This is a genomic window from Millisia brevis NBRC 105863, from assembly GCF_001552615.1.
GTDB classification, from domain to species: Bacteria; Actinomycetota; Actinomycetes; order Mycobacteriales; family Mycobacteriaceae; genus Millisia; species Millisia brevis.
Map to the genome: position 1 here is coordinate 303,695 of NZ_BCRN01000006.1, position 18,025 is coordinate 321,719.

At 67.8% G+C, this 18,025-nt stretch carries 16 protein-coding genes and 1 pseudogene; 11 read left to right on the top strand and 6 right to left on the bottom strand.

The features are described 5' to 3' along the window. Positions 1–51: 51 nt before the first annotated feature. The 5 genes from MB1_RS11240 to MB1_RS11260 all read right to left on the bottom strand — a co-directional run bounded on the left by MB1_RS11240 (position 52) and on the right by MB1_RS11260 (position 5,422). Positions 52–1,887, bottom strand: coding sequence for an AMP-dependent synthetase/ligase (locus tag MB1_RS11240; protein WP_066906745.1), 1,836 nt, complete (start codon positions 1,885–1,887; stop codon positions 52–54). Between the two features lie 115 nt (positions 1,888–2,002). Further along, complete coding sequence (locus tag MB1_RS11245; protein ID WP_066906747.1) at positions 2,003–2,575, bottom strand: TetR/AcrR family transcriptional regulator; 573 nt, start codon at positions 2,573–2,575, stop codon at positions 2,003–2,005. A 30-nt stretch (positions 2,576–2,605) separates the two neighbouring features. Then, positions 2,606–4,105 (bottom strand): MFS transporter, encoded by a 1,500-nt coding sequence (locus tag MB1_RS11250; RefSeq protein ID WP_066906750.1) that lies wholly within the window; start codon positions 4,103–4,105, stop codon positions 2,606–2,608. Positions 4,106–4,320: 215 nt separating this feature from the next. Beyond that, positions 4,321–4,671, bottom strand: coding sequence for a UBP-type zinc finger domain-containing protein (locus MB1_RS11255; protein WP_066906752.1), 351 nt, complete (start codon positions 4,669–4,671; stop codon positions 4,321–4,323). 145 nt (positions 4,672–4,816) lie between these two features. Further along, positions 4,817–5,422, bottom strand: a complete 606-nt coding sequence (locus tag MB1_RS11260; protein ID WP_066906907.1) for a superoxide dismutase — start codon at positions 5,420–5,422, stop codon at positions 4,817–4,819. 370 nt (positions 5,423–5,792) lie between these two features. Between MB1_RS11260 and MB1_RS11265 the strand changes: the two genes are divergently transcribed. The 7 genes and pseudogenes from MB1_RS11265 (at position 5,793) to MB1_RS11290 (ending at position 13,182) form a co-directional block, all read left to right on the top strand. Continuing rightward, the gene (locus MB1_RS11265) at positions 5,793–5,882 is read left to right on the top strand and encodes a potassium-transporting ATPase subunit F (protein ID WP_066906754.1); all 90 of its coding nucleotides are present in this window, start codon (positions 5,793–5,795) and stop codon (positions 5,880–5,882) included. After that, a complete protein-coding gene (gene kdpA, locus MB1_RS11270) occupies positions 5,882–7,552 on the top strand; it encodes a potassium-transporting ATPase subunit KdpA (RefSeq protein ID WP_066906756.1) in 1,671 nt (556 codons plus the stop codon). The genes MB1_RS11265 and kdpA overlap by 1 nt, the downstream gene beginning before the upstream one ends. Before the next feature lie 2 nt (positions 7,553–7,554). Beyond that, a complete protein-coding gene (kdpB, locus tag MB1_RS11275; RefSeq protein ID WP_066906758.1) occupies positions 7,555–9,726 on the top strand; it encodes a potassium-transporting ATPase subunit KdpB in 2,172 nt (723 codons plus the stop codon). A gap of 24 nt (positions 9,727–9,750) precedes the next feature. After that, positions 9,751–10,395: a potassium-transporting ATPase subunit KdpC gene (gene kdpC, locus MB1_RS11280; protein WP_066906760.1), complete on the top strand. Its 645-nt coding sequence runs from the start codon at positions 9,751–9,753 to the stop codon at positions 10,393–10,395. Positions 10,396–10,397: 2 nt separating this feature from the next. Next, positions 10,398–11,480: pseudogene (locus tag MB1_RS26940) on the top strand (sensor protein KdpD); the annotation flags it as partial. 31 nt (positions 11,481–11,511) lie between these two features. Further along, positions 11,512–12,474 (top strand): sensor histidine kinase, encoded by a 963-nt coding sequence (locus MB1_RS26945; RefSeq protein WP_369406858.1) that lies wholly within the window; start codon positions 11,512–11,514, stop codon positions 12,472–12,474. Positions 12,475–12,483: 9 nt separating this feature from the next. Beyond that, positions 12,484–13,182 (top strand): response regulator, encoded by a 699-nt coding sequence (locus tag MB1_RS11290; RefSeq protein WP_174531954.1) that lies wholly within the window; start codon positions 12,484–12,486, stop codon positions 13,180–13,182. A 7-nt stretch (positions 13,183–13,189) separates the two neighbouring features. Here the strand turns inward: MB1_RS11290 and MB1_RS11295 are convergent, their stop codons facing one another. After that, on the bottom strand, positions 13,190–13,576 hold the full coding sequence (locus tag MB1_RS11295) for a helix-turn-helix domain-containing protein (RefSeq protein WP_245650136.1): 387 nt from the start codon (positions 13,574–13,576) through the stop codon (positions 13,190–13,192). 149 nt (positions 13,577–13,725) lie between these two features. Here MB1_RS11295 and MB1_RS11300 point away from each other — a divergent pair, with 149 nt between their 5' ends. The 4 genes from MB1_RS11300 to MB1_RS11315 all read left to right on the top strand — a co-directional run bounded on the left by MB1_RS11300 (position 13,726) and on the right by MB1_RS11315 (position 18,007). Beyond that, entirely contained in the window at positions 13,726–14,823 is a 1,098-nt protein-coding gene (locus MB1_RS11300; protein ID WP_066906766.1) for a GAF domain-containing sensor histidine kinase, read from the top strand. Continuing rightward, on the top strand, positions 14,820–15,533 hold the full coding sequence (locus tag MB1_RS11305; RefSeq protein WP_066906768.1) for a LuxR C-terminal-related transcriptional regulator: 714 nt from the start codon (positions 14,820–14,822) through the stop codon (positions 15,531–15,533). The genes MB1_RS11300 and MB1_RS11305 overlap by 4 nt, the downstream gene beginning before the upstream one ends. 244 nt (positions 15,534–15,777) lie before the next feature. After that, a complete protein-coding gene (locus MB1_RS11310; protein WP_084351485.1) occupies positions 15,778–16,272 on the top strand; it encodes a MaoC family dehydratase in 495 nt (164 codons plus the stop codon). 4 nt (positions 16,273–16,276) lie between these two features. Next, positions 16,277–18,007 carry a PHA/PHB synthase family protein gene (locus MB1_RS11315; protein WP_245650137.1) on the top strand — a complete coding sequence of 577 codons (1,731 nt, stop codon included), beginning with the start codon at positions 16,277–16,279 and terminating at the stop codon, positions 18,005–18,007. The last annotated feature ends 18 nt before the right edge of the window (positions 18,008–18,025 follow it).

The following is an 18,025-nucleotide window of genomic DNA, read 5'->3' on the forward strand; positions in this document are numbered from 1 at the left end:
CTCCAGCTCGGCCGCAGCCCGCCGGATGTCGTCCTAGCGCGCTGCGGTCCCTCAGTGCACCTCCACGACCGCGGCACCCGGCGCTTCGGCGTAGAGCTCGCCGATCTGCTCGGTGTACTTCTTGGCGATCGGCCGCCGTCGCAGCTTCATCGTTGGCGTCAGCTCCTCGCCACCCGGATCCCAGGCGGTCGGCACGATCGTGAATCGCTTGATCTGCTCGACCCGCGACAGCTTGCCGTTGCCCTGGCGAACCGCCGTCGCGACCTCCTCGATGACCTCCGGCCGGGCAGCGAGCTCGACGATGTCGGCGTTCGGGATGTTCAGTGCCTTCGCCCGCGCGGCCGCCGCGTCCGGGTCGAGAACGATCAGGGCACCGACGTACGGCCTGGCATCGCCGATCGCGACCGCCTGCCCGATCAACGAGGACGCCGCCTTGATCGCGTTCTCGATGTTGGTGGGCGACATGTTCTTTCCGGACTCATTGATGATGAGTTCCTTCTTCCGATCGATGATCGTGACATTGCCGTCGTCATCGATCGTCGCGATGTCCCCGGTCAACAACCACCCGTCGGCATCGAAGGTCTCGGCGGTCTTCTCCGGCTGCTTGCGATAGCCCCGCATCACCACATCACCGCGGATGAGCAGTTCGCCGTCCTGGCCGATCTTGGCCTCAACGCCGTGGATCGGCCGACCGACCGTCCCGATCTTCAGGTTGTCGGCGGTGGTCATCGTCGACACACCGGTGGTCTCGGACATGCCCCACACCTCGAGGACCGGGACCCCGAGGCCCAGGAAGAACTGCAGCACCTCCGGCGGAATCGCGGCGGCGCCGGAGGCGGCAAACTTGATCTCGTCCATGCCGATAGCGGCCCGCACCTTGTGCAGGACCAAGGTGTCGGCGAGTCGGTGTTGCAGGCCACCGAGCGGCCCCGGCGATCGGTGGTCGAGATGCGCCTTGGCTGCGGACGCCCCGACCCCCAGCGCCCAGGCGCCGAGGTTCTTCTTGACCGGGCTGGTTTCCTCGGCCAGCTTGGCTTCGATGCCGGCACGGATCTTCTGCCAGACTCGCGGCACCCCGAAGAAGAAGGTCGGATGAACGTCGGGCAGAGCGGTTGCGACCTCGCGCGGATCGGATACCGAGGTGATCTGGATGCCCCGCACGATGCTCGCGCCGTGTGCCGAGACTCGGTCGGCGATATGGGCGGCCGGCAGATAGGAGATGATCCGGTCGTCGAAGCCGACGGTGACGTGCTCCCGCAGCGCCGCGAGCTCGGCGATCATGTTCCGGTGGGTGATCTCGACACCCTTCGGCGGCCCGGTGGTGCCCGAGGTGTAGATCAGCGTCGCCAGGTCGTCGGGCTCCACCGCCCGCCACGAGGCGTCGAAGTCGAAACCCTCGGGGGCGGGGGTGTCCTCGAGCTGCGCGAGGGTCAGCGCCCCGGTCGCGGTGCCGTCGACGACGATCGTGGTGGTCACCGCGGTCTGCGCCGCCTGGATGACCGGCAGGAAGACCTGTTCGGTGATGACGACGGTGTTCTCCGCGTTGCCGAACAGATACTCGATCTGGTCGGGCGAGCTGGTGTTGTACACCGAGAAGGGAACCGCGCCCAGATGCAGGGCGGCGGTGTCGATCAGGTGGAACTCCGGCCGGTTGGTCAGCATGATGCCGACGGTGTCGCCCCGACCGACCCCGAGAGCTGCCAGTCCGTTCGCGATCGCCCGAACGCGTCGGCCGTACTCGGCCCAGGTGATCTCCCGAATGCCACCGACCGTTCGCAGGGCCACGGCATCGGGCCGCACGGTGATGGTCTGTTGGAACGCTTCGGGCAGGGTGGCGACCTGCGCTCCGGTCTCGTGGGGGAAGGTGATCCGCGGGATCCCGGACATGACTGCTCCTCACATACGTGTGTTACAGCTCACGTTACCTATGTGATGAAGATCATTGGGGCGTTCCTGACGATTCGGTAATGAAACGGTAAAGCCCGACATCGTCGTGGCCGTGTCAGTCCCCGGAGGTCGGCGCGGCGGCCGTTTCCTCGTTGCGCACCATGCGGGCGAGGCGTTCGGCGATCTGCCGGCGCACCGGCGCGGAGAGCTCCTCGTCGGCCAGCGACTCGTAGAGCCACAGACCGTCGGCCGCCAGCCGGGCCACGAACATCTCCAGGTCGTCCTCGGACATCTCCGCCGAGGTATCCGCCGCCGGAGTCCACCGTTCCATCACGCCCCGCCAGGGCTGATGCATGGTCGGCTGGTTGACCGTCTCGAGAAAGAGCAACAGCTCGGCCCGGCTGGCGGCCAGCGGAGCAACCTCCACATAGGCCGCCAGCCGTTCGCGCGGCGTCGTCTCGTCGATCGCGCGCGGCGCGTGCTGCTGGATGGTCCCCTCCCACTGCTGGGAGAGGTAGTCGTTGAGCGCGTAGAGCAACTCGTCACGACTCGGGAAGTGGTAGAGCAGACCTCCCTTGGTCAGACCCGCCTCCTCGGCGACCGCCTCGAAGGTCACCGAGGTGACCCCGTTCTGGTCGATCACCCGGAGGGCGGCGTCCAGGATCTCGGTCCGTCTGCTCTTGCGCATCCCGCACTGTCCCGTCGGTTCGGTGAGCGATCAGTGAACGCTCGCATACTCCCGGGTTACCTCGGAAGTCGCCGGGCGACGACGCAGCAGCACACCGGTGGCGACCGATGCGGCCACCAGGACGGCGGCGGCGACCGCCATCGCCAGGCTGTAACCGTTGTCGAAGGCCTCCCGGGCCGCGACGACGATCGGCGACTGGCCACCCTCGGCGAGGATCGTGGTCAACGACTGCCCCTCGACGCCCAACGGCGAGCCGGCCGGCACCCGCAGGGTCGCCGAGTAGACGACGGTCAGCAGGCTGCCGAGCAGCGCCACCGCCGTCAGCGAACCGAACTCGTAGGAGACCTCCTCCATCGACGAGGCCATACCCGCCCGCGGCGCAGGCGCGTTGCCGACGATCGCGATCGAGGCGACCGACATCGTCGCGCCGAGCCCGGCACCGGTCATCAGCAGGCCGCCGACCACCGCGGCCACACTGTCGGTGTGGACCGCGCCGATCACCGCGACCACGCCGAGAGCGGCGAAGCCGAGCCCACCGGCGATCAGCGGGAACATCCCGGTGCGGTGGACCACCGCGCCGCCGATCAGCGAGGTCGGCAGCGAGCCGACCGCGACCAGCGCGACCAGCACACCCGCGTGCAGCGGCGTCATCCCGTCGACCAGCTGGAAACGCTGCGTGGTCAGCAATTCGACGCCGGCGATGGCGAACATCGCGCCCGCCGCCGCAATCACACCGGCGGTGAAGGCCGGGTTGCGGAACAGACCGAAGTCGAGCAGCGGCTCGGGCAGTCGACGCTGGCGACGGGCGAAGAGCGTGAAGCCCAGCACCGCCGCGAGGACCGCGCCGCCGATCATCGGCCAGTTCTGCGGGCTGTGCGCGAGCTCCTTGATCGTCAGCACCGTGCCGACCAGACCGACCATGATCTGCGCGGACGACACCGCGTCCCAGGACTTGTCGGGATTGCGCACGTTCGGCGGCGCGATGATCGACACCGCGATCAGCGCGCCGATGACCACCGGCACGTTGATCAGGAAGATCGAACCCCACCAGAAGTACTCGAGCAGGCCGCCCCCGAGGATCGGGCCGAGCGCTGCGCCGACAACGGCGAGGCTGCCCCATACGGCGATCGCGATATTGCGCTCGCGCGGGTCTTCGAAGGTGATCCGGATCAGGGCCAGGGTGGCGGGCATCATCGCGGCCGCACCGATACCGAGGACCGCGCGACCGGCGATCAACGCCTCGGCGGTCGGGGCGAAGGCCGCGGCCAGCGAGGCGCTGCCGAAGATGACCAGACCCCAGACGAACATGCGTCGATGGCCGACGCGGTCACCCAGCGTGCCCGAGCCGAGCAGCAGACCGGCCACCACCAACGGGTAGGCATTGATGATCCACAACCCCTGCGTCGTGGATGCTCCCAACTGCTCGGTGAGCGTGGGAAGAGCGGTATAGAGAACCGAGTTGTCCAGGGCGACCAACAGCAGGCCGATTCCCACCGTCACCAACAAGCCCCAGCGGCGGCGCGCCGACATCACTGTTACCTCCTTGTTTCACAATCGGCCAAACTGTACCATACGTACGGTAAAGTTTGAACCATCCGGAGCCTCGCCGCGGTGAATCAAATCACTTGCGGGAATGGGAATATCGGCTCGGGAGGGCGCACACGGCATCGCCCCGGCAGCGCCGGTGACCCGGGCCACCCCGGGGCACCGAGCCGCCCGACCGAGCGCGCCGATACTGCCGTCGGTCAGACGATCAGGTCGCGCCAATCGTCGGGTACCGCCCCGGCGGGACCGGGTACCGGTTGGTCGATCGGATGGTGCTGCGGAGGCGCCAACTCGACGACATCGCGCGCGTACCGATGCGCCGTGTAGTCCCAGAACCAGTCCTCGCCCGGCTCGTAGCTGCGGACGATCGGATGGCCGGTGCTCGCGGCGTGGGCACCGGCGTGCTTCGCCGGGGAGCTGTCACAACAGCCGATGTGCCCACATTGCGCGCAGCGGCGCAGATGGACCCACCACCCGCCGCCGGCCGTACATTCCACACAACCCGGACCACTCGGCGGTATGTGCGGGTCAATCCCGGGAATCGTCGTCATGCCACTCCCCCTTCGACACCCGCATCATCACACCGTCGCCCGGAACGCTCAACGCTTTTGAAAGCGTGCCGAACGGTCCGTGCCCGGACGACACAACGCGACCGCCGGGCCTGCGATACCCCGGCGGTCGCGCGGTCGGTCGGCGTCAGTTGCCGCCGACGGCTTCCTTGTAACGACGGCTCACGTCGTCCCAGTTGACGATCTCCCAGAACGCCTTGATGTAGTCGGCGCGCACGTTGAGGTAGTCGAGGTAGTAGGCGTGCTCCCAGACATCCAGCTGCAGCAGCGGGGTGATGCCCACCGGAACGTTGGACTGCTGGTCATACAGCTGGAAGACCAGCGGGCGACGGCTCAGCGCGTCCCACCCGAGGATCGCCCAGCCGGAGCCCTGCACACCGAGCGCGGTGGCGGTGAAATGGTCACGGAAGGTCGCGAACGATCCGAAGTTCTCGTCGAGGGTGACCGCCAGGTCGCCCTCGGGGTTGCCGCCGCCCTCCGGCGAGAGGTTCTGCCAGAAGACGCTGTGGTTGAGGTGGCCGCCGAGGTTGAATGCCAGATCCTTCTCCAGCTTGTTGACGTTGGCGAAGTCGCCGGAATCCCGCGCCTCGGCCAACTTGTCGAGAGCCGCATTCGCGCCGGTCACATAGGCCTGATGATGCTTGGAGTGGTGCAGCTCCATGATCTTGCCGGAGATATGCGGCTCGAGGGCCGCGTAGTCGTAGGGAAGGTCGGGAAGCGTGTAGACGGTCATCGCCAAATCCTTTCTGCGCCCGCAGATCACCTGCCCGGGCGCGTATTCGATCGGTTTGAACACTAAGACCTCGAGTTCACTTGAGGTCAAGGCCGGTGTGACTCACACCACCGAATCCACTCGGCGCTGGTGACGCCGGTGTCAGCGCACCGTCGGATTCGAGCCTTTTGCCGTATGGGTTCCGTTAGGACCGGTTCCACCCGGCGATTTCCGGCGTTTGATCGTCCCTTGCGCCCACCGGGGCGTCCGGCGCCGTTCCTGCGGTGCGGGAGTCGGATGGGAGTTGAAACGTGCTCGACATCGCGTACCTCGTGGGCGTGATCGGCCTATTTGCCGTGGTGGGAGCGGTCGGCCGGATGGTGGCGAAGCTGTGATCGTCCTCGACCTGGTCGCCGTGGCGCTCGGCCTGGCTGCCCTCGTCTACCTCGTTGTTGCCCTGGTGAAACCGGAGGCGTTCTGATGGAGTGGCTCCTGCTCGGCGGGTCCGTGCTGACGATCGCCGTCGGCCTCGGCCTGCTGTACCGGCCGCTCGGCGACTACATGGCCCGCGCCTTCACCTCCGAAACCGACTGGGCGCTCGAACGTGGGATCTACCGCGTACTGGGCGTCGACTCCGCACACGGCCAGTCTTGGCGGGCGTATCTTCGCGCGATCCTGGCGTTTTCGTTGGTCGGCGTTCTGCTGCTCTACCTGATGCAGCGGGTTCAGAACCACCTGCCGTACGCCCTCGACCTGCCGGCGGTCGAACCGGGAATCGCATTCAACACGGCGATTTCCTTTGTCACCAATACCAACTGGCAGGCGTATTCGGGCGAGGCGCTCGGATACACGGTGCAGTTCGCCGGCCTGACCGTGCAGAACTTCCTGTCGGCGGCCACCGGCATGGCCGTCGCGGTGGCCCTGGCACGCGGACTGGCGTATCGACGCCGCGGCGAGATCGGGAACTTCTGGGTGGACCTGGTCCGCGCGTGCGTCCGGATTCTGCTGCCCTTGTCCCTGGTGGCCGCGCTGGTCCTGCTGTTCGGCGGCGTCGTGCAGAACTTCGCCGGCTTCACCGACCACACCGGCGTCGCCGGATCGTCCGCGACGCTCCCGGGAGGTCCGGTCGCCGGTCAGGAGGCGATCAAGCTGCTCGGCACCAACGGAGGCGGCTTCTACAACGCGAACTCCGCGCATCCCTTGGAGAATCCAACCGGATGGACGAACCTCCTGCAGATATTCCTGCTCCTGCTGATCCCGTTCTGCATGCCACGGGTCTTCGGCCGGATCGTCGGCGACAACCGGCAGGGCTACGCGGTGTTGGCGGCCATGGCGACGCTCTATCTCGGATCGCTCGCCGCCATGGCCGCGTTCGAGTTCGGCGGTCGCGGCACCGCGCCCGAATTGGCCGGCGCGGCCATGGAGGGCACGGAGGTTCGCTTCGGGCTTGCCCAGTCGGTGCTGTTCGCCGCCTCGACCACGTCGACCTCCACCGGCGCGGTGAACTCGATGCACGACTCGTACACCGCCCTCGGCGGCATGATGGCGATGCTCAACATGATGCTCGGCGAGCTGTCTCCCGGCGGGGTCGGCGCCGGCCTTTACGGGATGCTGATGATCGCGGTCATCGCGGTCTTCGTCGCCGGCTTGCTGGTCGGCCGCACGCCCGAGTACCTCGGCAAGAAGATCGGGCCGCGCGAGATGAAGATCGCCGGTCTGTACATCCTGGTGATGCCTGCGCTGCTGCTGGTCGGCGTATCGCTGAGCTTCGCGATACCGGCTGTGCGCGAGAGCGTCGTCGATACGTCGATGGCCAACTCGGGTCCGCACGGCCTGTCCGAGGCGATCTACGCGTTCGCGTCGGCCGCCAACAACAACGGGTCCGCCTTCGCCGGCCTGACGGCCTCGACCGACTGGTTGACCGGCGCCCTCGGCGTCGCGATGCTGCTCGGTCGATTCCTTCCGATCGTCCTTGTTCTCGCTTTGGCCGGTTCTCTTGCCGCCCGCGACACGGTGCCGGCGACGTCGGGAACCCTTCCGACCCATCGTCCGCTGTTCGTCGGCCTCCTGGTGGGCGTCGCGGTGCTGGTGACCGCTCTCGCCTTCTTCCCGGTTCTCACACTTGGCCCCTTGGCCGAAGGACTGTCCTGATCATGACGATTCTGTCCGCAACACCCGGTGACCCCGGCTCCGCCACGGCCGAGCCGCGGACCCGGAGGACTCGGCCTCTCACCCAACTGCGCAGCGCTCTTCCCGGCGCGATCACCAAGTTGGATCCCCGCGCACAATGGCGCAATCCGGTCATGTTCGTCGTATGGGTCGGTGCCGCCTTCACCACGGTGGTGGCGATCGCCGAACCGTTCCTCGGCGGTCCGGCCGACTCCGGAGGCTCACCGGTGCCGGCCGCCTTCACCGGCATCATCGCCCTCTGGCTGTGGTTGACCGTCCTGTTCGCCAATCTCGCCGAGTCGGTCGCGGAGGGCCGAGGGAGGGCGCAGGCGGATACGCTTCGCGCGACCCGAACCGGCACGATCGCCCACCGCCTGCGCGGGTGGAATCCCACGGCCGATCCCACGGGGACTCGCACCGATCAGGAGGACATCTCGTCCGCGGACCTGCGGGTCGACGACGTCGTGGTGGTGTCCGCCGGTCAGCCGATTCCCGGAGACGGCGACATCGTCGCAGGAATCGGTTCGGTGGACGAATCCGCGATCACCGGCGAGTCGGCACCGGTGATTCGGGAGTCCGGCGGCGATCGCTCCGCGGTCACCGGCGGCACCCGGCTGCTGTCCGATCGAATCGTCGTACGGATCACCTCGAAGCCTGGCGAGACCTTCGTCGATCGGATGATCGCGCTCGTCGAGGGGGCCGCACGTCAGAAGACCCCGAACGAAATCGCGCTGAACATCCTGCTCGCATCGCTGTCGATCGTCTTCGTGATCGTGGCGCTGACGCTCAATCCCGTCGCCTCCTACGCCGCCTCGCCCGCGAGCACCACCGTGCTGATCGCGCTGCTGGTCTGCCTCATACCGACCACGATCGGCGCCCTGCTCTCCGCGATCGGCATCGCGGGCATGGACCGATTGGTGCAACGCAACGTGCTCGCGATGTCCGGCCGCGCGGTCGAGGCTGCCGGAGATGTCACCACCCTGCTGCTCGACAAGACCGGAACGATCACCCACGGCAACCGCCGAGCAAGCGAATTCGTCGCCGTGGGGGCGATCGACCCCCGCGAACTGGCACGGGTGGCTGCGCTCTCCTCGCTGGCCGATCCGACGCCGGAGGGGACCTCGATCGTCGATCTCGCCCGGCAACAGCGGGTCGACGACATCGACGCGGTGCACCTCGAGGCGTCGGGGACGCAGATCGTGCCCTTTACCGCCCACACGCGGATGTCCGGGCTCGACCTACCCGACGGGTCGATGGTCCGCAAGGGTGCCGCTTCCGCCGTCTTCGCTTGGCTCGAACAGAGTGGAGCCGCCGTACCGCCGGCCATCCGGACCGAACTCGACAGCCACATCCGCACGATCTCACGGTCCGGCGGAACCCCGTTGATCGTCGCGATCAGGACTGCGGAGGGTCAATCCCGGGTTCTCGGCACGATTCGTCTCCAGGACGTCGTCAAGGACGGTTTGCGGGACCGGTTCGTCGAGTTGCGCGCGATGGGAATCCGGACCGTGATGGTCACCGGGGACAACCGGCTGACCGCCGCCGCGATCGCCGCGGAGGCCGGCGTCGACGATTTCCTGGCGGAGGCAACACCGGAGGACAAGCTCGCCTATATCCGCAAGGAGCAGGAGGGCGGAAACCTGGTCGCCATGACCGGCGACGGCACGAACGATGCGCCCGCACTGGCGCAGGCGGATGTCGGCGTCGCGATGAACTCGGGAACCTCGGCCGCCAAGGAGGCCGGGAACATGGTCGATCTCGACAGCGATCCGACCAAGCTGATCGACATCGTCGCGATCGGCAAGCAGCTGCTGATCACCCGCGGCGCCCTGACCACCTTCTCGATCGCCAACGATATCGCCAAATACTTCGCGATCGTCCCGGCGATCTTCATGGGCGCGTTTCCGGGTCTCGGCGCGCTCAACGTGATGGGCCTCGCCTCGCCCGCGTCCGCGGTGCTCTCCGCGATCATCTTCAACGCCTTGGTGATCGTCGCCCTGGTTCCGCTCGCCCTTCGCGGTGTCCGCTATCGACCCGGTGGGGCGTCGCAGATCCTGGGCCGCAATCTGTTGGTCTACGGCCTCGGTGGCATCGTCACACCGTTTGTCGGCATCTGGCTGATCGACCTGGCCGTGCGTCTCCTGCCGGGCTTTTGAGACCACAAGGAAAGTGGAAGCACCATGAACATCCTCGTCCGCGGATCGGCGCGCACCGCCCTCGTCTCCGTCCGCGCACTTCTGATCCTCACCATGATCCTCGGGATCGGCTACACGCTGCTCGTCACCGGGGCCGCCCGGATCCTGGCGCCGGACCGGGCCGACGGCTCACGGCTGTACGCGGCCGACGGGTCCCTCGTCGGATCCAGCCTCATCGGTCAGAGCTTTACCGATGCCGAGGGCGCACCGCTGCCGGGCTACTTTCAGCCGCGGCCGTCCGCAGCGGGCGACGGGTACGACGGCGCGGCGTCCGCCGGAACGAATGCCGGTCCGGAGAACCAGGATCTGATCGACGCGATCTCCGAACGGCGAGCGCTGATCGCCGCGCTCAACGACGTCGATCCGGAGGCCGTCCCTGCCGACGCGGTTACGGCCTCGGGCTCCGGCCTCGATCCTCATATCAGCCCGGCCTATGCGGACCTGCAGATCGAACGGGTGGCGCGCGAGCGCAACGCTTCCCCCGACGACATTCGTGATCTGGTCGAGAACCACACGCGGGGACGAGACCTCGGCTTCATCGGTGAGCCCACCGTCGATGTGGTAAGCCTGAACCTGGCCCTGGATCAGCAGCTTTCGGCCGCATCCCAGTCCGAACACCCGGGAGGCTGAGCATGACCGGACCGGGGCGGCTTCGGGTCCTGCTCGGCGCCGCTCCCGGTGTCGGCAAGACCTACGCGATACTCCGGGAAGGTCATCGACTGCTCGACGCCGGCCGCGATGTGGTCATCGGGTTCGTCGAAACCCACGGCCGTTCCGCCACAGCGAAAATGACGGCCGACATACCGTCGATACCCCGGATCACCGTCACCCACCGCGACGTCTGCCTCGAGGAGATGGATCTCGCGGCACTGCTCGACAGACATCCGGAAGTGGCACTCGTCGACGAACTCGCCCACACGAATGCCCCCGGTTCGGGCCGTGCCAAGCGGTGGCAGGATGTCGCTGTCCTCCTGGAAGCGGGCATCGACGTCATCACCACTGTCAACATTCAGCACATCGAATCGCTCAACGATGTCGTCGAGCGGATCACAGGTATCCCCCAGCGGGAGACCGTGCCCGACAGCTTCGTCAGGTCCGCCGACCAGATCGAGGTGATCGACCTCGCCCCGCAGGCGCTGCGGGATCGACTGTCCGGCGGGTTGGTATATCCCGCCGAGCGCATCGACGCGGCCCTGTCGAACTACTTCCGCCTGGGCAATCTGACCGCGCTGCGTGAGCTCGCGCTGCTCTGGTTGGCCGACGAGGTCGACCAGGCCTTGACCACCTACCGCAACCAGCACGGCATCGATCGCACCTGGGAGGCGCGCGAACGGGTCGTCGTGGCGCTGACCGGCGGACCGGAGGGCGAGACTCTCCTGCGCCGCGGCGCGCGTATCGCCGCCCGGTCCGGAAGCGGCGATCTGGTGGCGGTCCACGTCACCGCGGAGGATGGCCTGCGCGGCTCGAGCCCCGGCGCGTTGCCCAGACAGCGAGCTCTGGTGGAGAAGCTGGGTGGCAGCTATCACCAGGTGGTCGGCAGCGACATTCCGGGCGCACTGGTCCAGTTCGCCCGGTCGCTCAATGCCACCCAACTGGTACTCGGGGTCAGCCGCCGGGGCCGGTGGGCGACCGCCCTGTCGGGTCCGGGAATCGGCTCCACCGTGCTGCGCGAGTCGGGCGACATCGACGTCCACATCGTCACCCACTCCGCCGCCGGGAGCCGACGCGCCCTGCCGAAGATCGGCGGTGCGCTCTCGGACCCGGGAGGCGTTCGGCCTGGCGGCGGTGACCGTCATCGACGACGGATCACCCGTCGCCACGGCCGGCGACGCCGCCGCCGACGAACGACGCACGACCGTTCGTCTGAGCGACCGGGCTCACCTCGAGCTGGTCGGCCCCGACCTTCCGGCATCCGAACAACGGCTCCTCGCGGTGGTCACCGCCCAACTTGCGGCAGCCCTGGACCACAGGCGCTTGGAACAAACGGCCGAGGAGATCGAACCGATCGCGGCTTCCGATCGAGTGCGCGGCGCGTTGCTCTCGGCCCTCGGGCACGACCTGCGGCGTCCGATCGCCGCGGCGACCGCCGCGGTCGGTGGGCTGCGGGCGCTCGGAGACACGCTCGGTCCCACCGACCGCCGGGACTTGCTCGAAACGGCCGAGGAGAGCCTGGCCGCGCTGACCATCCTGGTGACCGATCTCCTCGACGTCAGCCGGTTGCAGGCGGGCGTCCTGACGATCGTCACCACGCGCACGGATCCGGCCGAATCGATCGCGGCAGCGCTCGATGAACTCGAACTCGCCCCGGGCGAGGTGCGACTCGCGCTCAACCACGGCGAGGTGCCGGCGATGGCCGATCCCGTCCTGCTGCAGCGGGTCCTGGTCAACCTGCTGAGCAACGCGGTCCGCTTCTCCACGCCCGAGCAACCCGTCAAGCTGTCGACATCGACCTTTGCCGGTCGACTGGAGATTCGGGTGATCGACCACGGGCCCGGCGTTTCGCACGACCGACAGGATCAGATCTTCGTACCGTTTCAACGACTCGGCGATACCGACAACTCGACCGGGCTCGGCCTCGGGCTCGCGCTGTCCCGCGGGTTCGTCGAGGCCATGGCGGGTACCTTGAACCCGGAGGACACCCCCCGGGGGCGGACTGACCATGGTGATCTCGCTGGTCGCTCCGGGCGCGCCGGCGAAGGCCTCCGGTGAGGACGACCGATCGTGAGGATCCTGATCGCAGACGACGATCCCCAGATCCTGCGCGCCCTTCGCATCACCCTGACCGCGAAGGGATACGAGGTCGTTGTCGCCACCGACGGGCGACAGACGATAGCCGCCGCGATCGAGCGGCGCCCCGACCTGTTGTTGCTGGATCTCGGGATGCCCGAACTGGACGGGATCGACGTCATACACGCGATCCGCGGTTGGTCGCAGATGCCCATCCTTGTCGTATCCGGACGGCCGGACGCGGCGGACAAGGTCGCGGCCCTCGACGCCGGTGCCGACGACTACGTCACCAAGCCGTTCTCGATCGAGGAATTGTTGGCGCGGATCCGCGCGGCGTCCCGACGGTCGGCTCCACATGGCGACGCCGACCCGACCGTGCACCTCGGCGATATCACGGTCGACCTGGCGGCTCGCAGCGTCACCGGCACCGTCGACGGCAGCAGGCGGCAGATTCGGCTGACCCCCACCGAATGGCAGGTTCTCGAGGTCCTGGTCCGAAACGCCGGCAAGCTGGTGAGTCGGCGGACGCTCCTGACCGGCATCTGGGGCTCCGAGCACGTCGAGGACACCGGATACCTCCGTCTCTACATCTCGCAACTGCGGCGGAAGCTCGAGCCGAATCCGAGTCGACCGCGCTATCTGATCACCGAACCCGGAATGGGATATCGTCTCGATCTCCCGGATGCCTGATCCTGCGTCAGTCCGCAGCCGGGCCCTCGGGTGATTCCTCGTCCGGAAGCCCCGTACCGCGGCGGGCGGCGATCATCGATTCGTAGACCACCAGCAGGGCGCGCCGCTGAGCGGCGGACAGGACCGGGTCGTCCTTGATCGCGGCGCGGGTGCGGGCCATGCCCTCGTCGTCGTGGCGATCGTCGGGGCTCAGATCCTCCACCGGAATTCCCAACGACGACGCGATATTGCGCAGGACGTGTTGGCTCGGCGCGCGCAGACCATTTTCGATCTGCGAGAGGTAGGGATTCGAGATGCCCACCATTTCGGAGAGCTGGCGCATCGACAATTCGCCGATCTGCCGTTGCCGACGGATCATCTCCCCCAGACTGATGCGCGTCGACTCCCTGCTCACGGGTCCATACTAGTGATGGGGTCCGTTGGACGTCCCGGGATGCGGTGGCCGCCGCCCGGACGCCGAACGAGAGCCCGCCGGGTCTGTGAGGGAAGCATGCATTTTCGAATTCCACGAATATCGACCGCCGAGTGCGGTTGACTAGTGTTGTGGATACCCCTGTGCTGACCGCGGCCCGGGACGACCCCTTCCGGGACTGGCCGACGGACGACTTCGCCGGCCGGATCCGCACGCTGCTCGGCGTCGATATCGCCTCGGTGGCGACCGCGGACGCGAATGGCCACTTTCATATGGCGGCCCATCACGGCGCCGCCACCGACGCCTACCGCCGACTGACGATCACACCCGGCGCCGGGCTGGGCGGATTGGTCGCCAAGCTGGCCCGGCCGGTGCGGCTGACCGATTACGCGACCTCGACCATGATCACCGCGGACTACCGCGAGACCGTGCGCGCGGAGGGCATGCGTGGCCTGGTCTGCGTCCCGGTCTCCATCCACGAGGGACGCTCGCTGCTGCTCTACGCCGGCAATCGGCAGCCCGATTCGGTCGGTGACCGAACGATCGGACAGCTCGAGGGACTCGCGATCGCCGCGCACGAGCAGTTGGCCGCGGACGCGCGCACCCGCCGCGCGGTGCAGGCCGAACGGCACCGGATCGCCGCGGAACTGCACGACACGGTCGCTCAGGTCCTCTTCGCGATCGCGATCGGCGCCGACGCCGCGACCGGCGAGGACGAAGACCCCTCCGAAAGACTGGCCCGCATCGCCGAGTTGGCCGGCGCCGGACGCAGCGAGCTGCGCCATACCCTGCGCGATCTGGCCACCGGCCGCCTCCAGGCGATCGAGGAGGGCAGCCTCGAGTGGTCGCTGCGCGATATCGCCTGCCGGCTGACCGAGCAGACCGGGGTATCGGTCGACTGGATCATGCGCGATGTCCCGAACCGGGTGATCCCCGAGCGTCGGCTGCTGGTGATGGACACGTTGCGTGAGGGACTGCGCAATGCGGCCAAGCATGCCCGGACCAATCTCGTCCTCGCGACCGTGCGCGGGCCCGACCCGTTGTCGCTCGTGCTACAGATGCACGCGGAGACCACGCCCACATTGACCGAATTCCCCGAGGGTTCGGGGTTGTATCTGCTCCGCATGCGAGCCGAAGCGATCGGAGGCCGTTTGACCGTCGAAGCCCACCCGGATGGTGCGCACAGCGTCGTCGTCCAGCGACTGACCCTGCCGGCGGGTGACCGATGAGGTCGGCGGCGGCACGCCCGGCGATACCGGCGACCCGACACGTCCGCGGCCCGGTCGAGCAGTACGCGGGGATCCGGGTGCTCTGCGTCGACGACCACCCCGTCACCCGGCAGGGCATCGAGGTGCTGCTGCGCGGCGCCTTCCGCTCCTGCCAGGTCTGGGGTGTCGCCCAGCCGTCGGAGGTCGTCCGGCTGGCGGAGAAGTTGCGCCCGGATCTGATTCTGCTCGACTTGCGCATGTCCTCCCCGCCCAGCAGCGCCGAGATCTGCAAGCAGCTGCTGGCCCACGGCATCAAGGCGCCGATCTCGATCCTGACCGCCTACCCGGACGACGAGGAGGTGGAGGAATGCCTGGCGGCGGGCGCCCGCGGCTGCCTGCTGAAGGAGGCCTCCCCCGCGTCGCTGGTCGCCGCCCTGCGGCGGATGCTCGACGGCGAGCAGGTCCTCGACCCGCGGGTCGCCGATGCGCTGGCCAAGCGTCGCCTGGCGGGTCTGCAACAGCAGCGGCCGGTACCGATGTTGACCTCGCGGGAGCGCGAGGTGCTCGAGTTGCTCGCCGAGGGCTTGTCCAACCGCGCCATCGGCGATCGACTCGTGCTCGCGGAGACGACGGTCAAGTGGCATGTGCGGCGCATCATGACCAAGCTCGAAGCCGATTCCCGTTGGCAGGCTGTGGTTATCGCGCGGCAGGCCGGAGTGGTCGGCGCCTAGCCGGCCACCCGAGAGTCGAGAACCCTACGAAGGGAGGGGATTACCACGAAGGCGCTCGAGTCGTGTCGTTGCCGGTGCGATCCTCGAGTCACCGCCGAAGGGAGTTGCGTCCGATGCCGGTACGGAGGTTCCGTAGCGCGCCGCCGCACTCCCGGGCGTCCACCGAAGACTGCGGTGCCGCTTTCGATTTCGGCTGCCAACCACGCCTCACACCGCACGTGAGCCGGATCGATCAGGAGGGGCGATGACCGCTACTTTCACGGGCGCGGAAGCGTCGGCGGAACCGCTGCGGGTGGGAATCGACGACCTGCCCTCGTTGGTGGGTCGCACTCTCGGTGCCTCGCCGGCCATGCCGGTCACCGGCGAACGGATCAACGAATTCGCCGAGGCCACCGAGGATCGGCAGTGGATTCATATCGATGCCGAACGCGCCGCCAACGGCCCCTTCGGTACGACCATCGCCCACGGCTTCCTCACCCTGTCGCTGGCCACCGCGCAGCTCTGGCAGGTCCTCGAGGTGCCCGACGCCGGCCAGATCGTCAACTACGGACTGAACAAGGTCCGCTTCCCCGCGCCGGTACCGTCCGGCGCCCAGATCTCCCTGACCGTCCGAGTGGCCGGTGTCGACCCGATTCCGGGTGGATTCCAGGTCACATTCGAGACCGCGACGGCGGTGATCGGCGGATCGAAGCCGAGCTGCGTCGCCGAAGTTGTCCTGCGCTATCTGAGAGGGGCGTGACCCGATGGCCACCAAGAAGCCCGCTGCCGTGATGCGCAGCACCAAGGGTGTCGATACACACCGTCCAAAGGGGATCGTCGAACGCGTTCAGGCGTCGGTCGATCCGCTGGGCTGGGCGCCCGCGACGCTCGGCACCCTGCGCCGGGCGGCGACCAATCCCGCCGGACTGGCGTCCGCCGGGGTGCGCGCCGCCACGGGGGCCGCCGTGCTGCCGCTGGCGACGCTCCTGCGCGCGGTCGACCTCCCCGGCCCGACCCCGATCGACTGCAGCAAGGACGCCCGGTTCAAGGACCAGGCATGGCAGGAGAACCCCTACTTCTTCGCCGTTCATCAGTCGTACGCGCTGCTGGCGCGACTGCTCGACGACGTCCTGGCCGCCGGCCGCTCCGGCGGGATCGACGACGCCAAGGTCGCCCTGCTCGCCCGACTGATCGTCGACGCGCTGAGCCCGACCAACTTCCTGGCCACCAACCCCGAGGCGCTGGTGGCGGCGTTCCGCACCGGCGGCAAGAGCCTCGCGAAGGGTGCGGCCCTGGCCCTCGACGACATCGGTCACCGCAACGGTCTGCCGCAGAAGTCCGATCCCGCTGCCTTCGAGCTCGGCAAGAATATGGCGGCGACCCCCGGATCGGTCGTCTACCGCAACGATCTGATCGAGGTCATCCAGTACGCCCCGCAGACCGAGACGGTCCACGAGCGGCCCATCCTGTGCAGCCCGCCGTGGATCAACAAGTACTACGTGATGGATCTCGCGCCGAACCGGAGCCTCGTGGAGTGGGCGGTCCAGCACAACCGCACCGTGTTCATGATCAGCTACCGCAATCCCGACGAGACGATGCGGACGGTCACCTTCGACGAGTACCTCGACAAGGGCATCCTGCGCGCCCTGGACGTGGTCACCGACATCACCGGTCAGGACGTCGTCGACGTGGTCGGCCTCTGCCTGGGCGGCGCGATCGCATCGATGGCCGTCGCGAATCTGGCTGCCCGCGGCGAGGATCGGGTCGGCTCCCTGACCCTGCTCAACACGATGCTCGACTACACGAACCCGGGCGAGTTGGCCGGCTTCGTCGACCCGCCGACCCTCGAGCGGATCGCGCTGCGCATGGAGCAGTCCGGCTTCCTCGAGTCGACCGAGATGGCGTTGACCTTCGACCTGCTGCGCTCGCGCGACCTGATCTTCCGGTACATCCCGCAACGCTGGTTGCTGGGCGAGAAGGCCAAGCCGTTCGACATCCTGGCGTGGAACGACGACTCGACCCGCATGCCCGCCGCGATGCACGCGGCCTATCTGCGGTCGATCTACGGCGAGAACCAGCTGGCCAAGGGCGACTTCAGCCTCGGCGGCGAGCGTTTGGATCTCGGTGAGGTGCACGCCGACACCTACGTCGTCGGTGCGATCAACGATCACATCGTGCCCTGGAAGTCGTCGTACGCGAGCACCCATCTGCTCGGCGGCAAGGTGCGGTATGTGCTGTCCTCCGGCGGTCACATCGCCGGTGTGGTCAATCCGCCGTCCCCGAAGGCCTGGTACGAGGCTACCGAGTTGCCGGTCAGCTACCCCGACAGCGCGGACCAGTGGCGGTCGGCCACCGATCGCCACGCCGGGTCCTGGTGGGACGACTGGACCAACTGGTCGTCCTCACGGGCCGGGGAACTCGTCGAGCCGCCGCCGATGGGCAGCGATACCTATCGAGCGGGTGATCCGGCGCCCGGTAGCTACGTCCATTCGTAATCCGCCCCAACGTAATCG